General features: G+C 46.7%; 24 protein-coding genes and 1 pseudogene. 24 read left to right on the top strand and 1 reads right to left on the bottom strand.

What is annotated here, in order from left to right:
• Positions 1–1,797: transposase (locus tag H524_RS0110550; protein WP_027939442.1), on the bottom strand; the 1,797-nt coding region annotated here is incomplete at its 3' end.
• Between the two features lie 402 nt (positions 1,798–2,199).
• Here H524_RS0110550 and trxA point away from each other — a divergent pair.
• From trxA to rpmJ, 24 genes and pseudogenes are all read left to right on the top strand, one after another.
• Positions 2,200–2,529 carry a thioredoxin gene (trxA, locus tag H524_RS0110545; RefSeq protein WP_027940198.1) on the top strand — a complete coding sequence of 110 codons (330 nt, stop codon included), beginning with the start codon at positions 2,200–2,202 and terminating at the stop codon, positions 2,527–2,529.
• Between the two features lie 340 nt (positions 2,530–2,869).
• On the top strand, positions 2,870–3,181 hold the full coding sequence (rpsJ, locus tag H524_RS0110540; RefSeq protein WP_021890106.1) for a 30S ribosomal protein S10: 312 nt from the start codon (positions 2,870–2,872) through the stop codon (positions 3,179–3,181).
• A 17-nt stretch (positions 3,182–3,198) separates the two neighbouring features.
• Complete coding sequence (rplC, locus tag H524_RS0110535) at positions 3,199–3,837, top strand: 50S ribosomal protein L3 (RefSeq protein WP_027940197.1); 639 nt, start codon at positions 3,199–3,201, stop codon at positions 3,835–3,837.
• Positions 3,838–3,854: 17 nt separating this feature from the next.
• Positions 3,855–4,469 carry a 50S ribosomal protein L4 gene (gene rplD / locus H524_RS0110530; protein ID WP_027940196.1) on the top strand — a complete coding sequence of 205 codons (615 nt, stop codon included), beginning with the start codon at positions 3,855–3,857 and terminating at the stop codon, positions 4,467–4,469.
• Positions 4,466–4,780: a 50S ribosomal protein L23 gene (rplW, locus tag H524_RS0110525; protein ID WP_027940195.1), complete on the top strand. Its 315-nt coding sequence runs from the start codon at positions 4,466–4,468 to the stop codon at positions 4,778–4,780. The genes rplD and rplW overlap by 4 nt, the downstream gene beginning before the upstream one ends.
• Positions 4,780–5,595, top strand: a complete 816-nt coding sequence (gene rplB / locus H524_RS0110520) for a 50S ribosomal protein L2 (RefSeq protein ID WP_027940194.1) — start codon at positions 4,780–4,782, stop codon at positions 5,593–5,595. Before rplW ends, rplB begins: the two co-directional genes overlap by 1 nt.
• A 19-nt stretch (positions 5,596–5,614) precedes the next feature.
• The gene (gene rpsS, locus H524_RS0110515) at positions 5,615–5,890 is read left to right on the top strand and encodes a 30S ribosomal protein S19 (RefSeq protein WP_027940193.1); all 276 of its coding nucleotides are present in this window, start codon (positions 5,615–5,617) and stop codon (positions 5,888–5,890) included.
• A gap of 11 nt (positions 5,891–5,901) precedes the next feature.
• Entirely contained in the window at positions 5,902–6,237 is a 336-nt protein-coding gene (gene rplV / locus H524_RS0110510) for a 50S ribosomal protein L22 (protein WP_027940192.1), read from the top strand.
• Positions 6,238–6,248: 11 nt separating this feature from the next.
• Entirely contained in the window at positions 6,249–7,049 is an 801-nt protein-coding gene (gene rpsC / locus H524_RS0110505; RefSeq protein WP_027940191.1) for a 30S ribosomal protein S3, read from the top strand.
• A gap of 16 nt (positions 7,050–7,065) precedes the next feature.
• On the top strand, positions 7,066–7,479 hold the full coding sequence (gene rplP, locus H524_RS0110500; RefSeq protein ID WP_027940190.1) for a 50S ribosomal protein L16: 414 nt from the start codon (positions 7,066–7,068) through the stop codon (positions 7,477–7,479).
• Complete coding sequence (rpmC, locus tag H524_RS0110495; RefSeq protein WP_027940189.1) at positions 7,479–7,682, top strand: 50S ribosomal protein L29; 204 nt, start codon at positions 7,479–7,481, stop codon at positions 7,680–7,682. The genes rplP and rpmC overlap by 1 nt, the downstream gene beginning before the upstream one ends.
• Positions 7,683–7,694: 12 nt before the next feature.
• Positions 7,695–7,964: a 30S ribosomal protein S17 gene (gene rpsQ / locus H524_RS0110490; protein ID WP_027940188.1), complete on the top strand. Its 270-nt coding sequence runs from the start codon at positions 7,695–7,697 to the stop codon at positions 7,962–7,964.
• 353 nt (positions 7,965–8,317) lie between these two features.
• Entirely contained in the window at positions 8,318–8,686 is a 369-nt protein-coding gene (gene rplN / locus H524_RS0110485) for a 50S ribosomal protein L14 (protein ID WP_027940187.1), read from the top strand.
• An 18-nt stretch (positions 8,687–8,704) separates the two neighbouring features.
• A complete protein-coding gene (rplX, locus tag H524_RS0110480; RefSeq protein WP_027940186.1) occupies positions 8,705–9,031 on the top strand; it encodes a 50S ribosomal protein L24 in 327 nt (108 codons plus the stop codon).
• 27 nt (positions 9,032–9,058) lie between these two features.
• Entirely contained in the window at positions 9,059–9,607 is a 549-nt protein-coding gene (gene rplE / locus H524_RS0110475; protein ID WP_027940185.1) for a 50S ribosomal protein L5, read from the top strand.
• A gap of 15 nt (positions 9,608–9,622) precedes the next feature.
• Positions 9,623–9,928: a 30S ribosomal protein S14 gene (rpsN, locus tag H524_RS0110470; protein WP_027940184.1), complete on the top strand. Its 306-nt coding sequence runs from the start codon at positions 9,623–9,625 to the stop codon at positions 9,926–9,928.
• 14 nt (positions 9,929–9,942) lie between these two features.
• Entirely contained in the window at positions 9,943–10,335 is a 393-nt protein-coding gene (gene rpsH / locus H524_RS0110465) for a 30S ribosomal protein S8 (protein WP_027940183.1), read from the top strand.
• A gap of 11 nt (positions 10,336–10,346) precedes the next feature.
• Positions 10,347–10,880 (top strand): 50S ribosomal protein L6, encoded by a 534-nt coding sequence (gene rplF / locus H524_RS0110460; protein ID WP_027940182.1) that lies wholly within the window; start codon positions 10,347–10,349, stop codon positions 10,878–10,880.
• A 17-nt stretch (positions 10,881–10,897) separates the two neighbouring features.
• On the top strand, positions 10,898–11,251 hold the full coding sequence (rplR, locus tag H524_RS0110455) for a 50S ribosomal protein L18 (RefSeq protein WP_027940181.1): 354 nt from the start codon (positions 10,898–10,900) through the stop codon (positions 11,249–11,251).
• A gap of 12 nt (positions 11,252–11,263) precedes the next feature.
• Positions 11,264–11,770 carry a 30S ribosomal protein S5 gene (gene rpsE / locus H524_RS0110450; protein WP_027940180.1) on the top strand — a complete coding sequence of 169 codons (507 nt, stop codon included), beginning with the start codon at positions 11,264–11,266 and terminating at the stop codon, positions 11,768–11,770.
• A gap of 3 nt (positions 11,771–11,773) precedes the next feature.
• Positions 11,774–11,959, top strand: a complete 186-nt coding sequence (gene rpmD / locus H524_RS0110445) for a 50S ribosomal protein L30 (RefSeq protein ID WP_027940179.1) — start codon at positions 11,774–11,776, stop codon at positions 11,957–11,959.
• Positions 11,960–11,964: 5 nt separating this feature from the next.
• Positions 11,965–12,399 (top strand): annotated as a pseudogene (gene rplO / locus H524_RS0110440) (50S ribosomal protein L15); the annotation flags it as partial.
• Positions 12,400–12,614: 215 nt separating this feature from the next.
• Entirely contained in the window at positions 12,615–13,943 is a 1,329-nt protein-coding gene (gene secY, locus H524_RS0110435) for a preprotein translocase subunit SecY (protein ID WP_425387388.1), read from the top strand.
• Positions 13,944–13,999: 56 nt separating this feature from the next.
• Positions 14,000–14,113, top strand: a complete 114-nt coding sequence (rpmJ, locus tag H524_RS0110430) for a 50S ribosomal protein L36 (RefSeq protein WP_027940176.1) — start codon at positions 14,000–14,002, stop codon at positions 14,111–14,113.
• The last annotated feature ends 254 nt before the right edge of the window (positions 14,114–14,367 follow it).

The raw sequence follows: 14,367 nt of genomic DNA, 5'->3' as shown, positions 1-14,367 counted from the left end.
GGTTTTCTTGTTTAGACTGCCTTTTGGTCGTCCACGACCTCTTTTAGGAGCATCCTGTACTATAAGGCCTTGTTTCATAGCCTCGATGGTTTTCTTGTTTAGACTGCCTTTAGGTCGTCCTCTGCCTCTTTTTGCGCCGCTATCCTTTGCAGTTTCAATACCATCAGACACTATGGTTTGATGAGCATTGTCTTTTAAGACTGCATAGACGTTATTAGCCTCATGTTGATTGTCTGTGACATTAGTTGATGGTGATTCATTCTTGCTACTTTGCGCTTTTGACTCACGATTCTTTGGAAGTTTAGTTAGTTCTCCAGAAGGGTCATCAACTAAGCCAAGCCTTGCCATAAGTGTAAATGAGGCATTTGATGCAGGCAAAACCCAGTGACCATCATCTATGAAAACGTTAGCCGGGGCATTGACCGCCCTGTAGACATCTCTAAGGTCAGACATTCTAGAGGCAAATGTAGAACCGTCGTTGCCGTATAGCTTATCCATGTCATTCATGGCATTTCTTAACTTGCATGCTATGAGTGTTGCAACAAAGTTAATGAACTCATTACCTATGACAGATTCACGTGACTGAACTCTAGTAATATCGAGGTCTAATGTGTTCTTGTATAAGTCGAATACGGTCTCTAACCACCATCTATTATCGTAATGATTAAGAATATCTAGAGGCGATAAGTCAAGGTCAGACTCAAACACAATCATTCCCATCTTAAGTAGCTTCTTTGAGTACTCTTCACCATCGAAAGTACCATTGTTCTTAAGTCCTTTATGAATCATGCCATTCTGTTCTAACGATGCTCGTGACATATCTCTTATGCTGAAGAGGTACTTACCATTAGGCAAAGATACCTTCTTACAAAGGACATTCACGCCACTAGACAATGTTGCGCATTGTTCATATGAACACAAGTTAAGCTCATCAATCACCTTGGCATTGCGTCTGTACGGTGAGATGTAGTGCAGATCAGGGTATTGTTCAAGGAGATTCCTAATCTTACTTACAGGAAAGCCTTTATCACAGACAAGAACTCCTTTGGTGACGTTGTTGCTCTTAACAAAGTCTCTGAACGCTTTAGAGTCAAGCATGTTGCCTTGGTAAGCTTTTGAGCAAATTACCTCCTGCATATCGTGGCTATATGCATAGATTACAGAGATTTCTTTATGACCTTTAAGGTGTGTCTTAGCAGAATCTCTAGAGAGGTCATTATTACCAGTATCTTGTTTTAGGACACCATCAATAAAGATATTCTGGCTCTCTGCAACATGAGCAAGTCTGTAACCATAGAAATTCTTCTGTGCCTCAATACTCATGCCAAGATGCTGTATAAACTGAGATACCGCGTTCTTTGTGAGTCCCACGCAAGGATAGAAGACCGACAAGAATGAGCCCTGACTTTTTGAAAGGTAACGATTACAAGCTATACCTGGGTCAATTACTCTCAATGAGGAAATGGTCATAATGCGGTTAGCATCTTCAGGATCAAAGCATAAGAGCAAGTCTTGATGTATATCCTTGCACTTGTTTGCTACGAACGCTGGGGCTCCATACTGCATAACTGAGCGAGAGCTTTGTGTTACTCGCTTTATCTCCTCTTGTCTAGGAACATACGCACCATCGATTATGTATCCAATGACTTTGCCATTCCTAGGTCCAGAGTAATGTCCTTTTGAAGTTTTGTACCCCGCCCTTTCTCTAACTAGATAACGCTTAGCACCTTTTGATTTTGAGTCAACAACAACTGTGTTTACAGGTCGGCTAACTGCTCTTACATGCTCTGGCACCATGGTTATAATCCTCATTAAAATTTCGGATAAATAATCAAGGTTTATATTAGCACATGATAGTTCATCTGTAAAGCTAATTGAACTATCTATTTTATCTTAATAAATTTAGCAATTAAAAGCCAGAAAGCGTTATTTTACAGGGTTCTCGTTTTATAGTACTCTATAGATGTTCTAGTTACATAGTTCATGAACTTGGTAAAGTTTTATTAAACACAATAATTTTGAATTTGCTAGGATCTGAAGTCGCACCGTGTAATGTGAATATAAAGGCAGCACAACTAATAAGCTTGAGTCATCTAGCGATGATGTTGCTTTTATTTGTCAAATGCGCGGCTAGTTATGAATTGAATGTTTGCAGTATGCTAAGATTAGCAACAGCATAATTATCACTGGAGTAGATTTATGAGTGACAAGATTGTACATCTGACTGATGATACTTTTGAGGCTGAGGTTCTCAAGTCCGATAAGCCAGTACTGCTCGACTTCTGGGCACCGTGGTGTGGCCCATGCCGTATGGTTGGCCCAATCCTTGATGAGCTTGCCTCTGAGCAGGACGATGTAAAGATCTGCAAGATCAACATCGATGACTACCAGGTCGCTGCAACTAACTACAAGGTTATGTCCATCCCAACTTTATTAGTTATTAAGGGTGGCGAGGTTGTAGGACAGCACATTGGTGCTATTGCTAAGGCAGACCTCAAGGACTTCATCGCAACCTCCTTACGTAAATAATATAGTGGTTGTCTAGATGACAAAAAAGGCGTCGTGCGCAAGCTTGACGCCTTTTTTGTTACTGTGGCGCAATAAGGATCTTATTGATAGAAAATTTTTGTAAGAAGTTCTTGCTAATGGCAGAAATATCTGTATAATAAGCGCCACAAAATCTGTGCGCCACGTCACAGTGGTATATAAGCTGATAGCACAGTCCAGCCCTCCGGCTACATGCCGTGGCTGCGGTACACTCCCTAATTTTGGGAGAATCTTTTAGTTAGACCGTCCTCTTGTTTGATTTCATAGGGAATTGAGCAGGAAGGCATGTGTCTACATGTTCTTTTTATTTTCGGAGTCTGTAATGCAGAACCAAAGAATTCGGATTCGCCTCAAGGCCTACGACCACAGATTAATCGATCATTCGACTGCTGAAATCGTTGAGACTGCTAAGCGCACTGGCGCTCAAGTACGCGGTCCGATCCCGCTCCCAACCCGCAAGGAGCGCTACACTATCCTCATCTCCCCACACGTCAACAAGGATGCTCGTGACCAGTACGAAATTCGTACCCACAAGCGTTTAGTAGACATCGTGGAGCCAACAGAAAAGACTGTAGACGCTTTAATGCGTTTAGACCTTGCTGCTGGTGTTGATGTACAGATTAGCCTTCGCTAGCGTTAGGGGGAATTACAATGTCAATCGGTTTAATTGGCCGCAAGCTTGGAATGACCCGCGTTTTCAACGAGGACGGTAAGTCAGTTCCAGTTACCGTAATCCAGGTTGAGGCTAATCGTGTAACCCAGGTTAAGAATTTAGAGACCGACGGTTACACCGCAATTCAGGTTACTACCGGCGAGCGTAAAGCATCCCGTATGAACAAGGCTGAGACTGGTCACTTTGCTAAGACTGGTGTGGCAGCAGGCCGCGGCTTATGGGAGTTTCGTTTAGAGCCATCCGAGCTTGAGGCTTATCAAGTTGGCTCTGAGATCAAGGTAGACGCTTTAGAAGGTGTTAAGAAGGTAGATGTCACTGGCCAGTCAAAGGGTAAGGGCACTGCTGGTACCGTAAAGCGCTATAACTTCCGCACTCAGGACTTTACTCACGGCAACTCCCGTTCTCACCGTGTTCCTGGTTCTACTGGTCAAAACCAGACTCCAGGCCGTGTGTTCAAGGGTAAGAAGATGGTCGGCCGCATGGGCGGCGAGCGCGTCACTGTTATGTGTCTCGATCTCGTACGTATCGATGCTGAGCGCAACCTGCTCCTCGTAAAGGGCGCTGTTCCAGGTGCCAATAACGGGGATCTGATCGTAAGGCCAAGTGTTAAAGCTTAACCTGAGGTAAAGGAATCATGGAATTAAAGATGATTGGCGCCGGTAAGCCACTGGAGGTATCTGAAAGTGCCTTTGGTCGCGAGTTCAATGAGGCGCTGGTACATCAGGTAGTTGTTGCTTACCTAAGTACCGCTCGTGCCGGAACCAAGGCACAAAAGACCCGCTCTGAGGTATCTGGCGGCGGTAAGAAGCCTTTCCGTCAGAAGGGCACTGGTCGCGCTCGTGCAGGCTCAACTCGTTCTCCACTCTGGCGTGCTGGTGGCACCATTTTCGCTGCTAAGCCACAGGATTGGTCACAGAAGGTCAATCGTAAGATGTACCGTGCTGCTATGAGCAGCATCCTCTCTGAGTTAGTTCGTCAGGACCGTTTAGTTGTCGTTGAGGACTTAAAGTTAGAGGATCACAAGACCAAGACTTTAGTTAACAAGTTAAAGGACCTCGAGTTAAAGCAGGTTCTGATTGTTACTGAGCAGTTTGACGAGAACTTATTCTTAGCCGCTCGTAACCTTTACAAGGTTGAAGTTTGCCAGCCAGGTACTGCTTCATTCAACCCTGTAAATCTCGTAGGCTTCGACAAGGTATTAATTACCGCTGCAGCTCTCAAGAAGGTTGAGGAGGATATCACCAAATGATGCATTCTCGTTTAATGAACATCCTTCGCGCACCTATTATTACTGAGAAGAGCACTCGTGCTATTGAGTTAAATAACACCTTTGTTTTCAAGGTAGTTAAGGATGCTGATAAGCACGAAATCAAGCAGGCTGTTGAGACTATCTTCAACGTGCAGGTGGATAGCGTTCGTACCCTTAACGTAATGGGTAAGAAGCGCCGTTCAGCTCACGGTATCGGCGTTCGTTCCGACTGGAAGAAGGCTTACGTTACCCTGAAAGAAGGCTCAACTATCGACTTTACAGCTCAGGCAGCTGAGAAGGAGAGCAACTAATGGCTATCATTAAGACCAAGCCAACCTCCGCAGGTCGTCGCCACGTTATTCAGATCAAGAATCCTGATCTGTGGAAGGGTGGTCCTTTCCCAGCTCTGACTGTTGAGAAGCGTAAGACTGGTGGTCGTGATAACTACGGTCACATCTCTACCCGTCACATCGGCGGCGGTCACAAGCAGCGTTATCGTTTAATCGACTTCAAGCGTCAGAAAGATGGCGTTGAAGGTCGTGTTGAGCGTATCGAATACGATCCAAACCGTTCAGCTAACATCGCCTTAGTTTTATACACTGATGGCGAGCGTCGTTACATCTTAGCTCCTAAGGGCTTAAAGGCTGGCGACAAGATCATGAGCGGTGAAGGCGCACCTATCAAGGTAGGTAACGCTTTACCAATGCGCAACATCCCAGTTGGTACCAATGTTCACGCAGTTGAGCTGGTTCCAGGTATGGGCGCTCAGTTTGCTCGTTCAGCAGGCACTTTCTGCCAGATCCTCGCTCGTGAGGGTGACTACGTTACCTTACGTATGCGTTCTGGTGAAATGCGTCGCGTACTTGCTAACGGTCGCGCAACTATCGGTGAAGTCGGCAATTCAGAGCACATGCTCCGTCAGTTAGGTAAGGCTGGTGCTAATCGTTGGCGCGGCGTACGTCCTACTGTTCGTGGTATGTCCATGAACCCAATCGACCACCCACACGGTGGTGGTGAGGGCCGCAACAAGGGTATTCAGCCTCGTTCGCCATGGGGTACCCCATGCAAGGGCTTCAAGACCCGTAAGAACAAGCGTACTGACAAGTACATCGTTCGTCACCGTTAATCGTTAGTGAGGAAATAACATGCCACGTTCTTTGAAGAAAGGCCCGTTTATTGACGCGCACTTATTAAAGAAGGTTGAACAGGCTGCCGTTGGTGCAGATAAGAAGCCAATTAAGACTTGGTCTCGCCGTTCAATGATTATTCCTGCCATGATCGGTATGACGATTGCTGTTCACAATGGCCGTCAGCACGTACCTGTTTACGTTTCCGATGAAATGGTAGGTCACAAGCTGGGTGAGTTCGCACCTACCCGCACATTCCGTGGTCACGCTGCTACGGACAAGAAGGGCAAGTAGGAGTAAGGACAATGACTGAAATTAAAGCTGTACATCGCTTTGCTCGTACTTCCGCTCAGAAGGCTCGCTTAGTTGCTGATCAAGTTCGCGGTATGCCAGTTGATCAGGCCTATGACTTATTAAAGTTCAGCCCACGTAAGGCTGCTGCTTTAATTGCTAAGGTTCTCAACTCAGCAATCGCCAATGCAGAAAACAATAACGGTCTGGACTCCAGCAAGTTAGTGATTTCTCGCATCTTAATCGACGAAGGTCCATCTTTAAAGCGCATCATGCCACGTGCTAAAGGCCGTGCAGATCGCATTGTGAAGAGAACCTCTCACATTTCCATTTACGTTTCTGAGCGCTAAAAGGAGTTAAGATGGGTCAGAAGGTTAATCCGATTGGAATAAGACTTGGTATCACTAAGCCTTACTCCTCGGTCTGGTACGCATCAACTGCTAATTTCCCAGCCAACATCAAGAGCGATTTCGAAGTTCGCAAGTACTTAACTCAGGAACTTAAGAACGCATCTGTATCCAAGATCGTCATCGATCGTCCTGCTAAGAGCATCCGTGTAACCATCCACACTGCTCGTCCTGGTATTGTTATCGGTAAGAAGGGTGAGGACGTTGAGAAGCTTCGCCGTAAGATTACCGAGATCGCAGGTGTTCCTGCTCAGGTTAACATCAGCGAAGTTCGCAAGCCTGACCTCGATGCCAAGTTAGTTGCAGACTCTATTGCTTCCCAGTTAGAGCGTCGTGTAATGTTCCGTCGCGCTATGAAGAAGGCAATCCAGAATGCAATGCGCGTTGGTGCCAAGGGTATCAAGGTTGAAGTCTCTGGCCGTTTAGGCGGTGCAGAAATCGCTCGTTCAGAGTGGTTACGTGAGGGTCGTGTTCCACTTCACACCTTACGTGCTGACATCGACTACGCTTTATCTGAGGCAGTTACCACCTACGGTGTTATCGGCGTTAAAGTTTGGATCTTCAAGGGTGAAGTTTTAGGCCAGCTGCCTTTAAACCAGGAAGAAGCCAACGAGCGTGACAACGCACAAGAGCGCAAGGGCCGTGGTCGTCGTAACGACAACGGTGCTCGTAACAACCGCCGCGGCGGTCGTAACGATCGCGCTCAGGGTCAGAAGAAGCCTGCCCAGGCTGCTGAAGCCCCTGCTGCAGAGTAACGGAGGATACACTTAAATGTTACAACCAAAGCGTACAAAGTATCGCAAGACTCAAAAGGGTCGTAACGAGGGCTTAGCTTACGCCGGCGGAGAAGTATCCTTCGGTGAATACGGCCTGAAGGCTACCTCACGTGGTCAGATTACTGCTCGTGAGATCGAAGCTGCTCGTCGTGCTGTAACTCGCTGCATGAAGCGTGTTGGTAAGGTTTGGATCCGCGTGTTCCCAGACAAGCCAATTACTCAGAAGGCACTCGGTGTTCGTATGGGTAAGGGTAAGGGTTCCGTTGAGTACTGGGTATGCCCAATCCAGCCAGGTAAGGTTCTGTTTGAACTGAGCGGTGTTCCTGAGGAGTTAGCCCGTGAGGCTTTCCGTTTAGGTGCTGCTAAGTTATCAGTTACCACTACTTTCGTTCGTAAGGCGGTGATCTAATGAAGGCTAGCGAGTTACGTAATAAGTCCGTTGAAGAGCTTAAGACTGAACTTAAAGACCTTCAGCGTGAGCAGTTCAATCTCCGTTTCCAGCACAAGCTGAATCAGCTTGCAAGCACTGACAACATGCGTAAGGTTCGTCGCGACATAGCTCGTGTAAACACCATCCTGTCAGAGAAGCTTCGCGCTGAGAGCGCACAGTAGAGGTAGTGCTAAATGTCTGATACTCAGAACACTTCAAAGGTAGCACGCACCCTCCGTGGTCGCGTTGTTAGCGATAAGATGCAGAAGGCTTGTGTTGTTGCAGTAGAGCGTCGTGTTAAGCACCCAATCTACGGCAAGATCTTAAAGCGTACCACTAAGTTCCACGTACAGGACGTAAACAACGAGGCACGTACTGGCGATTTCGTTGAGATTCGTGAGTGCCGTCCAGTTGCTAAGACCATTGCTTGGACCTTAGTATCTGTCATTGAGAAGGCAGAGTAATATCAAGAACACTTAACGTGTTTAATTGATAAAAAGGATCTTGTGGCTTGTCTACAAGATCCTTTTTATTTTAAGCATGAGACTAAGAAACTCTCCTTATGTTTATAAGGTAGCTAAAACCATTTTTATGATCTTCTTGCTCTGTAAGCGCAAGATAAATTTATTTTGCTCTGAAGTATGTATAAACGGCATATGTAAAAGAGATCACAAGCATATTAAGCTTAAGTAAAGATCTTAAAAACTGAGATATGCTACACAAAACTTGCAGTTTCTTAATTTTCATGGTACTATTCAGCGCCCTCTTACTTTATAGAGAGGGGAAATTTTGTCTTTATAACCTTGGAGCATTTTAAATGATCCAGATGCAAACCATGCTCGACGTTGCTGACAACTCGGGTGCTCGTAGCGTAATGTGCATTAAGGTCCTTGGTGGATCTCACCGCCGTTATGCTGCTATTGGCGACATCATCAAGGTGTCTGTCAAAGAAGCAATCCCACGCGGCAAGGTCAAGAAGGGCGATGTACTTAACGCCGTAGTTGTACGTACCAAGAAGGGCGTACGTCGTGCAGACGGCTCCGTAATTCGCTTTGATAGCAACGCTGCTGTTTTATTAAACGGCCAGCACGAGCCAATTGGCACCCGTATTTTCGGACCTGTTACCCGTGAACTTCGCGGTGAGCAGTTCATGAAGATCGTGTCCTTAGCTCCGGAAGTACTCTAATCTTAAGGGGTCTAAAACATGGCAGCGAAAATCCGCCGCAATGATGAAGTTATTGTGATCGCAGGTAAGTCAAAGGGCGAGACCGGTAAGGTTATCAGCGTTCTTACCAAAGAGCACAAAGTAGTAGTCGAGGGTGTTAACCTCGTAACTAAGCACGTTAAGGCCAATCCACAGGCTGGCGTCCAGGGCGAAATCGTTAAGAAGGAAGCCCCACTCGACGTTTCTAACGTTGCAATCTACAACCCATCCACTAGCAAGGCCGACAAGGTTGGTTTCCGTTTTGAAGATGGTAAGAAGGTTCGCTTCTTCAAGTCTAACAACGAAATCATCCCTAACAAGGCTTAATAGCAGTTTTTATCAGGAGTAATAACGATGGCGAAACTGCATGATCAATACAAGCAGGAAGTAATCAAAGCTTTGTCTGAAAAGTTTGGTTACAAGTCAGTCATGCAAGTCCCTCGGATTGTGAAGATCACCCTTAACATGGGTGTCGGTGAGGCTGTTGCTGATAAGAAGGTTCTTGAGAACGCAGCACGCGATATGGCCGCAATTACCGGCCAGAAGCCATTAATCACCAAGGTTCGCAAGTCTGTAGCGGGCTTCCATATTCGTGAGGGTTACCCAATCGGTTGTAAGGTAACTTTACGTGGTGAGCGCATGTGGGAATTCTTAGAGCGTTTAATCGTAATCTCTATCCCACGTATCCGCGACTTCCGTGGTTTATCTTCCAAGTCTTTTGATGGTCGTGGCAACTATTCAATGGGTGTCCGCGAGCAGATCATCTTCCCTGAGATCGACTATGACAAGGTTGACACTATTCGTGGCCTTGACATTACCATCACTACCACTGCCAAGACTGATGAAGAGGGTCGTGCCTTATTAGAGGCTTTCAAGTTCCCATTCCGCACTCAGGCTAAGTAATTAGGACGAACCTAAATGGCTAAGACTTCAATGAAGAACCGCGAGCTCAAGAGAGAGCGCCTTGCAAACAAGTACTTCGCAAAGCGTCAAGAGCTCAAAGCAAAGATTTCCTCTGTTTCTCTTTCTGACGAAGAGCGTTTTGCTGCAGTTCAGGCTTTAGCTGCACTGCCACGCGATTCAAGCCCATGCCGTCAGCGCAACCGCTGTGCTGAGACTGGTCGTCCACATGGTTACCTGCGCAAGTTCGGCTTATGCCGTATCAAGCTCCGTGAGCACATGATGCGCGGTGAAATTCCTGGTCTTCACAAGGCCAGCTGGTAAGAGGAGAGAAACACATGAGCATGCAAGATCCAATCGCGGATTTGCTGACCCGTATTCGCAACGGCCAGGCTTCCGGCAAGGTAATGGTGTCCATGCCTTCCTCCAAGCAAAAGCTTGCTATCGCTAACCTGCTGTTAAAAGAGGGCTACATTGCCTCTGTTAACGTAAGCGGCGATACCAAAAAGGTATTAGAGATCGGCCTTAAGTACTACGAGGGTAAGCCAGTAGTAGAGATGATCCAGCGCGTTTCACGTCCTGGTCTGCGCATCTACAAGAAGTGCCGTGATCTTCCACGCATTATGAACGGCTTAGGCATTGCGGTTATCTCAACCTCAAAGGGCCTCATGACCGACCGTGCCGCCCGTAAGGACGGTTTAGGCGGCGAAGTCGTCTGCTACGTCGCATAATAGGAGGGGACATGTCACGTATTGCGAAGGAACCAGTTTTAGTTCCTCAAGGCGTCGAGGTCTCCATCGACGGCCAGTTAATCACCGTTAAATCCAAGAAGGGCCAGTTACAGCTGAACATTCATCCTTTAGTAAAGGTTGAGTTCGTTGACAACGCTTTAAAGGTAAACGTTGCTGACGATTCTGCTGAGGCTAACATGCAGTCTGGTACTACCCGTGCTTTACTGCAGAACATGGTAGTAGGTCTTGATAAGGGCTACGAGAAGAAGCTGAACTTAGTTGGTGTGGGTTTCCGTGCCCAGGCTAAGGGCAAGGTATTAAATCTTGCTTTAGGTTTCTCTCACCCAATCGATCACGAGCTTCCTGAGGGAATTACTTGTGAGACCCCATCACAGACCGAAATCGTCCTGAAGGGCTTCGATAAGGCTCTCTTAGGTCAGGTTGCTGCTGACATTCGTGCATACCGTCAACCTGAGCCATACAAGGGCAAGGGTATTCGCTACTCTGATGAAGTAGTGCGTATCAAGGAAGCCAAGAAGAAGTAAGGATTGAGGTAAAAACCATGTTTGATAAGAAACAATCTCGCATCCGTCGTGCTACCAAGTCACGCGCTAAGATGCACGAGTTGGGTGTTACTCGCCTCGTCGTTACCCGTACTCCTCGTCACATCTACGCTCAGATTATTGACAAGGACAGCCACGTTTTAGCTACTGCCAGCACCTTAGAAAAGGATCTGGTTAAGGAGCTCAAGTACACCGGTAATATCGATGCAGCTAAGCTGATTGGCAAGACTGTTGCCGAGCGTGCTTTAGCAGCTAAGGTTGAGAGCGTTGCTTTCGACCGTTCCGGTTATAAGTATCACGGCCGTGTTGCAGCATTAGCTGACGCTGCTCGTGAAGCTGGCCTCAAGTTCTAGGAGTGTAGTTAAATGCAACACAAAGATGAAACTCAGGCAGGCGAGCTTCAGGAGAAGCTGGTTGCCGTTAATCGTGTAGCTAAAGTGGTTAAGGGTGGTCGTATCTTCTCTTTCACCGCTTTAACTGTAGTTGGTGATGGCAACGGTCACGTTGGTTATGGCTACGGCAAGGCTTCAGAAGTTCCTGCTGCTATTCAGAAGGCAATTGAGCAGGCTCGTCGTAACATTAACAAGAACATTTCTTTAAACGACGGCACCCTGTTCCACGCTGTTAAGGGCGAGCACTCAGGCTCTATGGTTTACATGCAGCCTGCCTCAGAAGGTTCTGGTATTATTGCCGGCGGCGCTATGCGTGCTGTTCTTGAGGTTGCTGGTGTACGTAACGTTCTGGCTAAGACCTACGGTTCAACCAACCCAATCAACGTAGTTCGTGCTACTGTTGCTGCCTTAGCTTCTCAACGTACTCCTGAGCAGATCGCTGCAAAGCGTGGTCTCTCTGTTAAGGAAATCTTGGAGTAAAAAATGGCTGAGAAGAAAACCATCAAAGTTACCCAAGTACGCAGCATCATCGGCCGCAAGCCTGATCACGTTGCTACTATTCGCGGCTTAGGTTTACGTCGCATTCGTCACACTGTTGAGCTCGAGGACACTCCTTCTGTTCGCGGTATGATCAACAAGGTTAGCTACATGATTAAGGTTGAGGAGTAACAATAATGCGTCTGAATACTCTTAAGCCTGCTGAGGGCTCACACCGCAAGCACGTTCGCGTTGGTCGCGGTATCGGCTCTGGTTTAGGCAAGACCTGTGGTCGTGGTATCAAGGGTTCAGGTGCTCGTAAGAGCCCAAATGTCCGCCCAGGTTTCGAAGGCGGTCAGATGCCTTTAAAGATTCGCCTGCCTAAGTTTGGCTTCTACTCACCAAAGTCTGACATTACTGCAGAAGTTTTACTCAACGACTTAAACCGCGTTGAGGGTGATGTAGTTGACATGGCAAGCCTCTTAAAGGCTCGCTTAATCTCTAAGAAGATTAAGTACGTTAAGATCGTTCTTTCTAAGGTTCCTAACTTCACTCGTAAGGTTGAGGTTAAGGGTTTAGCTGTTACTCGCGGTGCTAAGGCTGCCATTGAGGCTGCTGGTGGCTCTGTTGAGATCGCTTCATACACCTTAGCTGCAGCTGCTCGTCGTGAGAAGTCTGCTGCCCGTTCTGCTGCTAAGCAGAAGGCTCTGCAAGACAAGCTTGCTGCTACCGGTATCGTAAAGCCGGCAAAGAAGGACAAGGCTGAAAAGTTAGCTGCCAAGAACAAGTAATCGCGGAGCGCACGTAGTGCGCTCTTTTGGAGATTTGCATGGCTAGAAAATCGCTCCTGGAAAAGGGTCGCGAAGCACAGGCTCAGGCTAATGGTGGCAACGGCGAACTTCGTTCCCGTTTGCTCTTCGTATTAATCGGTCTGATTATGTTCAGACTTGGTTCTTACATTCCTGTTCCTGGTGTCAATGCTGACGTTCTTCAGCGACTTTTTGATGATCAGAGCGGAACCATCATCGGTATGTTCAATATGTTCAGCGGTGGCGCTTTAGAGCGTGCATCAGTGCTGGCATTAGGTATCATGCCGTATATCTCTGCGTCGATTATCATCCAATTATTGGCAGTGATTAACCCTACCTTAGCTGAACTTCGTAAAGAAGGTGAGTCAGGTAGACGCAAGATCACACAGTACACTCGTGTCTCTACTTTATTCTTAGCAACATTACAGGCTGTCGGTATTGCTACCGGTATTCCTAACATGATGCCAGGTTTAGTAGACAACCCAGGCTTCGGTTTTTACTTTGTAACTACCGTGTCCTTAGTTACCGGCACAATGTTCTTAATGTGGCTTGGTGAGCAGATTACCGAGCGTGGTATTGGCAATGGTATTTCTTTAATTATCTTTGCTGGTATTGTTGCAGGCTTACCTGCAGCACTTGCCTCAACATTCGAGCAAGCACGTCAAGGTGATTTATCCACCATCGCACTGCTGATCATCGGCGTGGTAGTGGTCGTAGTTACCTTCTTCGTCGTGTTCGTCGAGCGTGGACAGCGTAGAATCTCAATTGAGTACGCTAAGCGCCAGATGGGCAACCGTATTTATTCACAACCACGAAGCAGCTTACCTTTAAAGATCAATATGTCTGGTGTGATCCCAGCGATTTTCGCTTCCTCGATCATTTTATTCCCAGGCACCATTGTTTCATGGTTTGGTCAAGGTGAGAATGCTGTTGCTAATGTGCTTCAGGAAATCTCTTTATTCCTGCAGCCAGGTCAGCCTCTTTATGAGCTCCTTTATGCAGCAGCTATTGTGTTCTTCACTTTCTTCTATACCGCACTGGTGTTCAATCCACGCGAAGTAGCTGAGAATCTGAAGAAGAGTGGTGCTTTCATTCCTGGTATTCGTCCAGGTGAGCAGACTGCACGATTCATCGATAAGGTGATGACTCGTCTGACTCTCTCTGGCTCGATTTACATGGTATTAGTCTGCTTAATCCCGCAGCTGCTTATGAACTGGTTCAATGTTCAGTTCTACTTCGGCGGTACTTCATTACTGATTATTGTTGTAGTAATCATGGACTTCGTAGCTCAGCTGCAGAGTCATCGTATGAATCAGCAATACGGTGATATCATGCGTAAGGCTAATCTCAGGAATTACGGACGTTAATTTCTAAGGCCGTAAGCACTTTGCATTACGGCCCGTCCATCAACGGAGTTGATATCATGAAAGTTGGTGCTTCTGTTAAGAAGATTTGCCGTAACTGCAAAGTGGTACGTCGCCACGGTGTAGTTCGCATCATCTGCGATAATCCAAAGCATAAGCAGCGTCAGGGCTAATAGCCAGGCGTAGCAACTAAGCTACCCCTCTGCATATAGCAAGTTCAACTTGCATCATCAAGAACACGGTTCGAGGCAACTCAACCGTGTTTTTTTTATAAATTTTGAAGCTATCTTAGGGATACTGTGTTTGATATTACTATTAGTTTTGGTGTCAATACGCAACTTGAGGAGATGAATTTGATATAATTTTCTAGAAGTAGGAAATTAGGAGTCCCCATGTCCCAGTCAAAGAGTTATGTAGCCAAAGAAAA

The sequence above is a fragment of the Anaerobiospirillum succiniciproducens DSM 6400 genome (assembly GCF_000482845.1).
Lineage (GTDB): Bacteria > Pseudomonadota > Gammaproteobacteria > Enterobacterales > Succinivibrionaceae > Anaerobiospirillum > Anaerobiospirillum succiniciproducens.
Note: the sequence above shows the minus strand (reverse complement) of the source record. Positions and strands in the feature narration are given on the sequence as shown.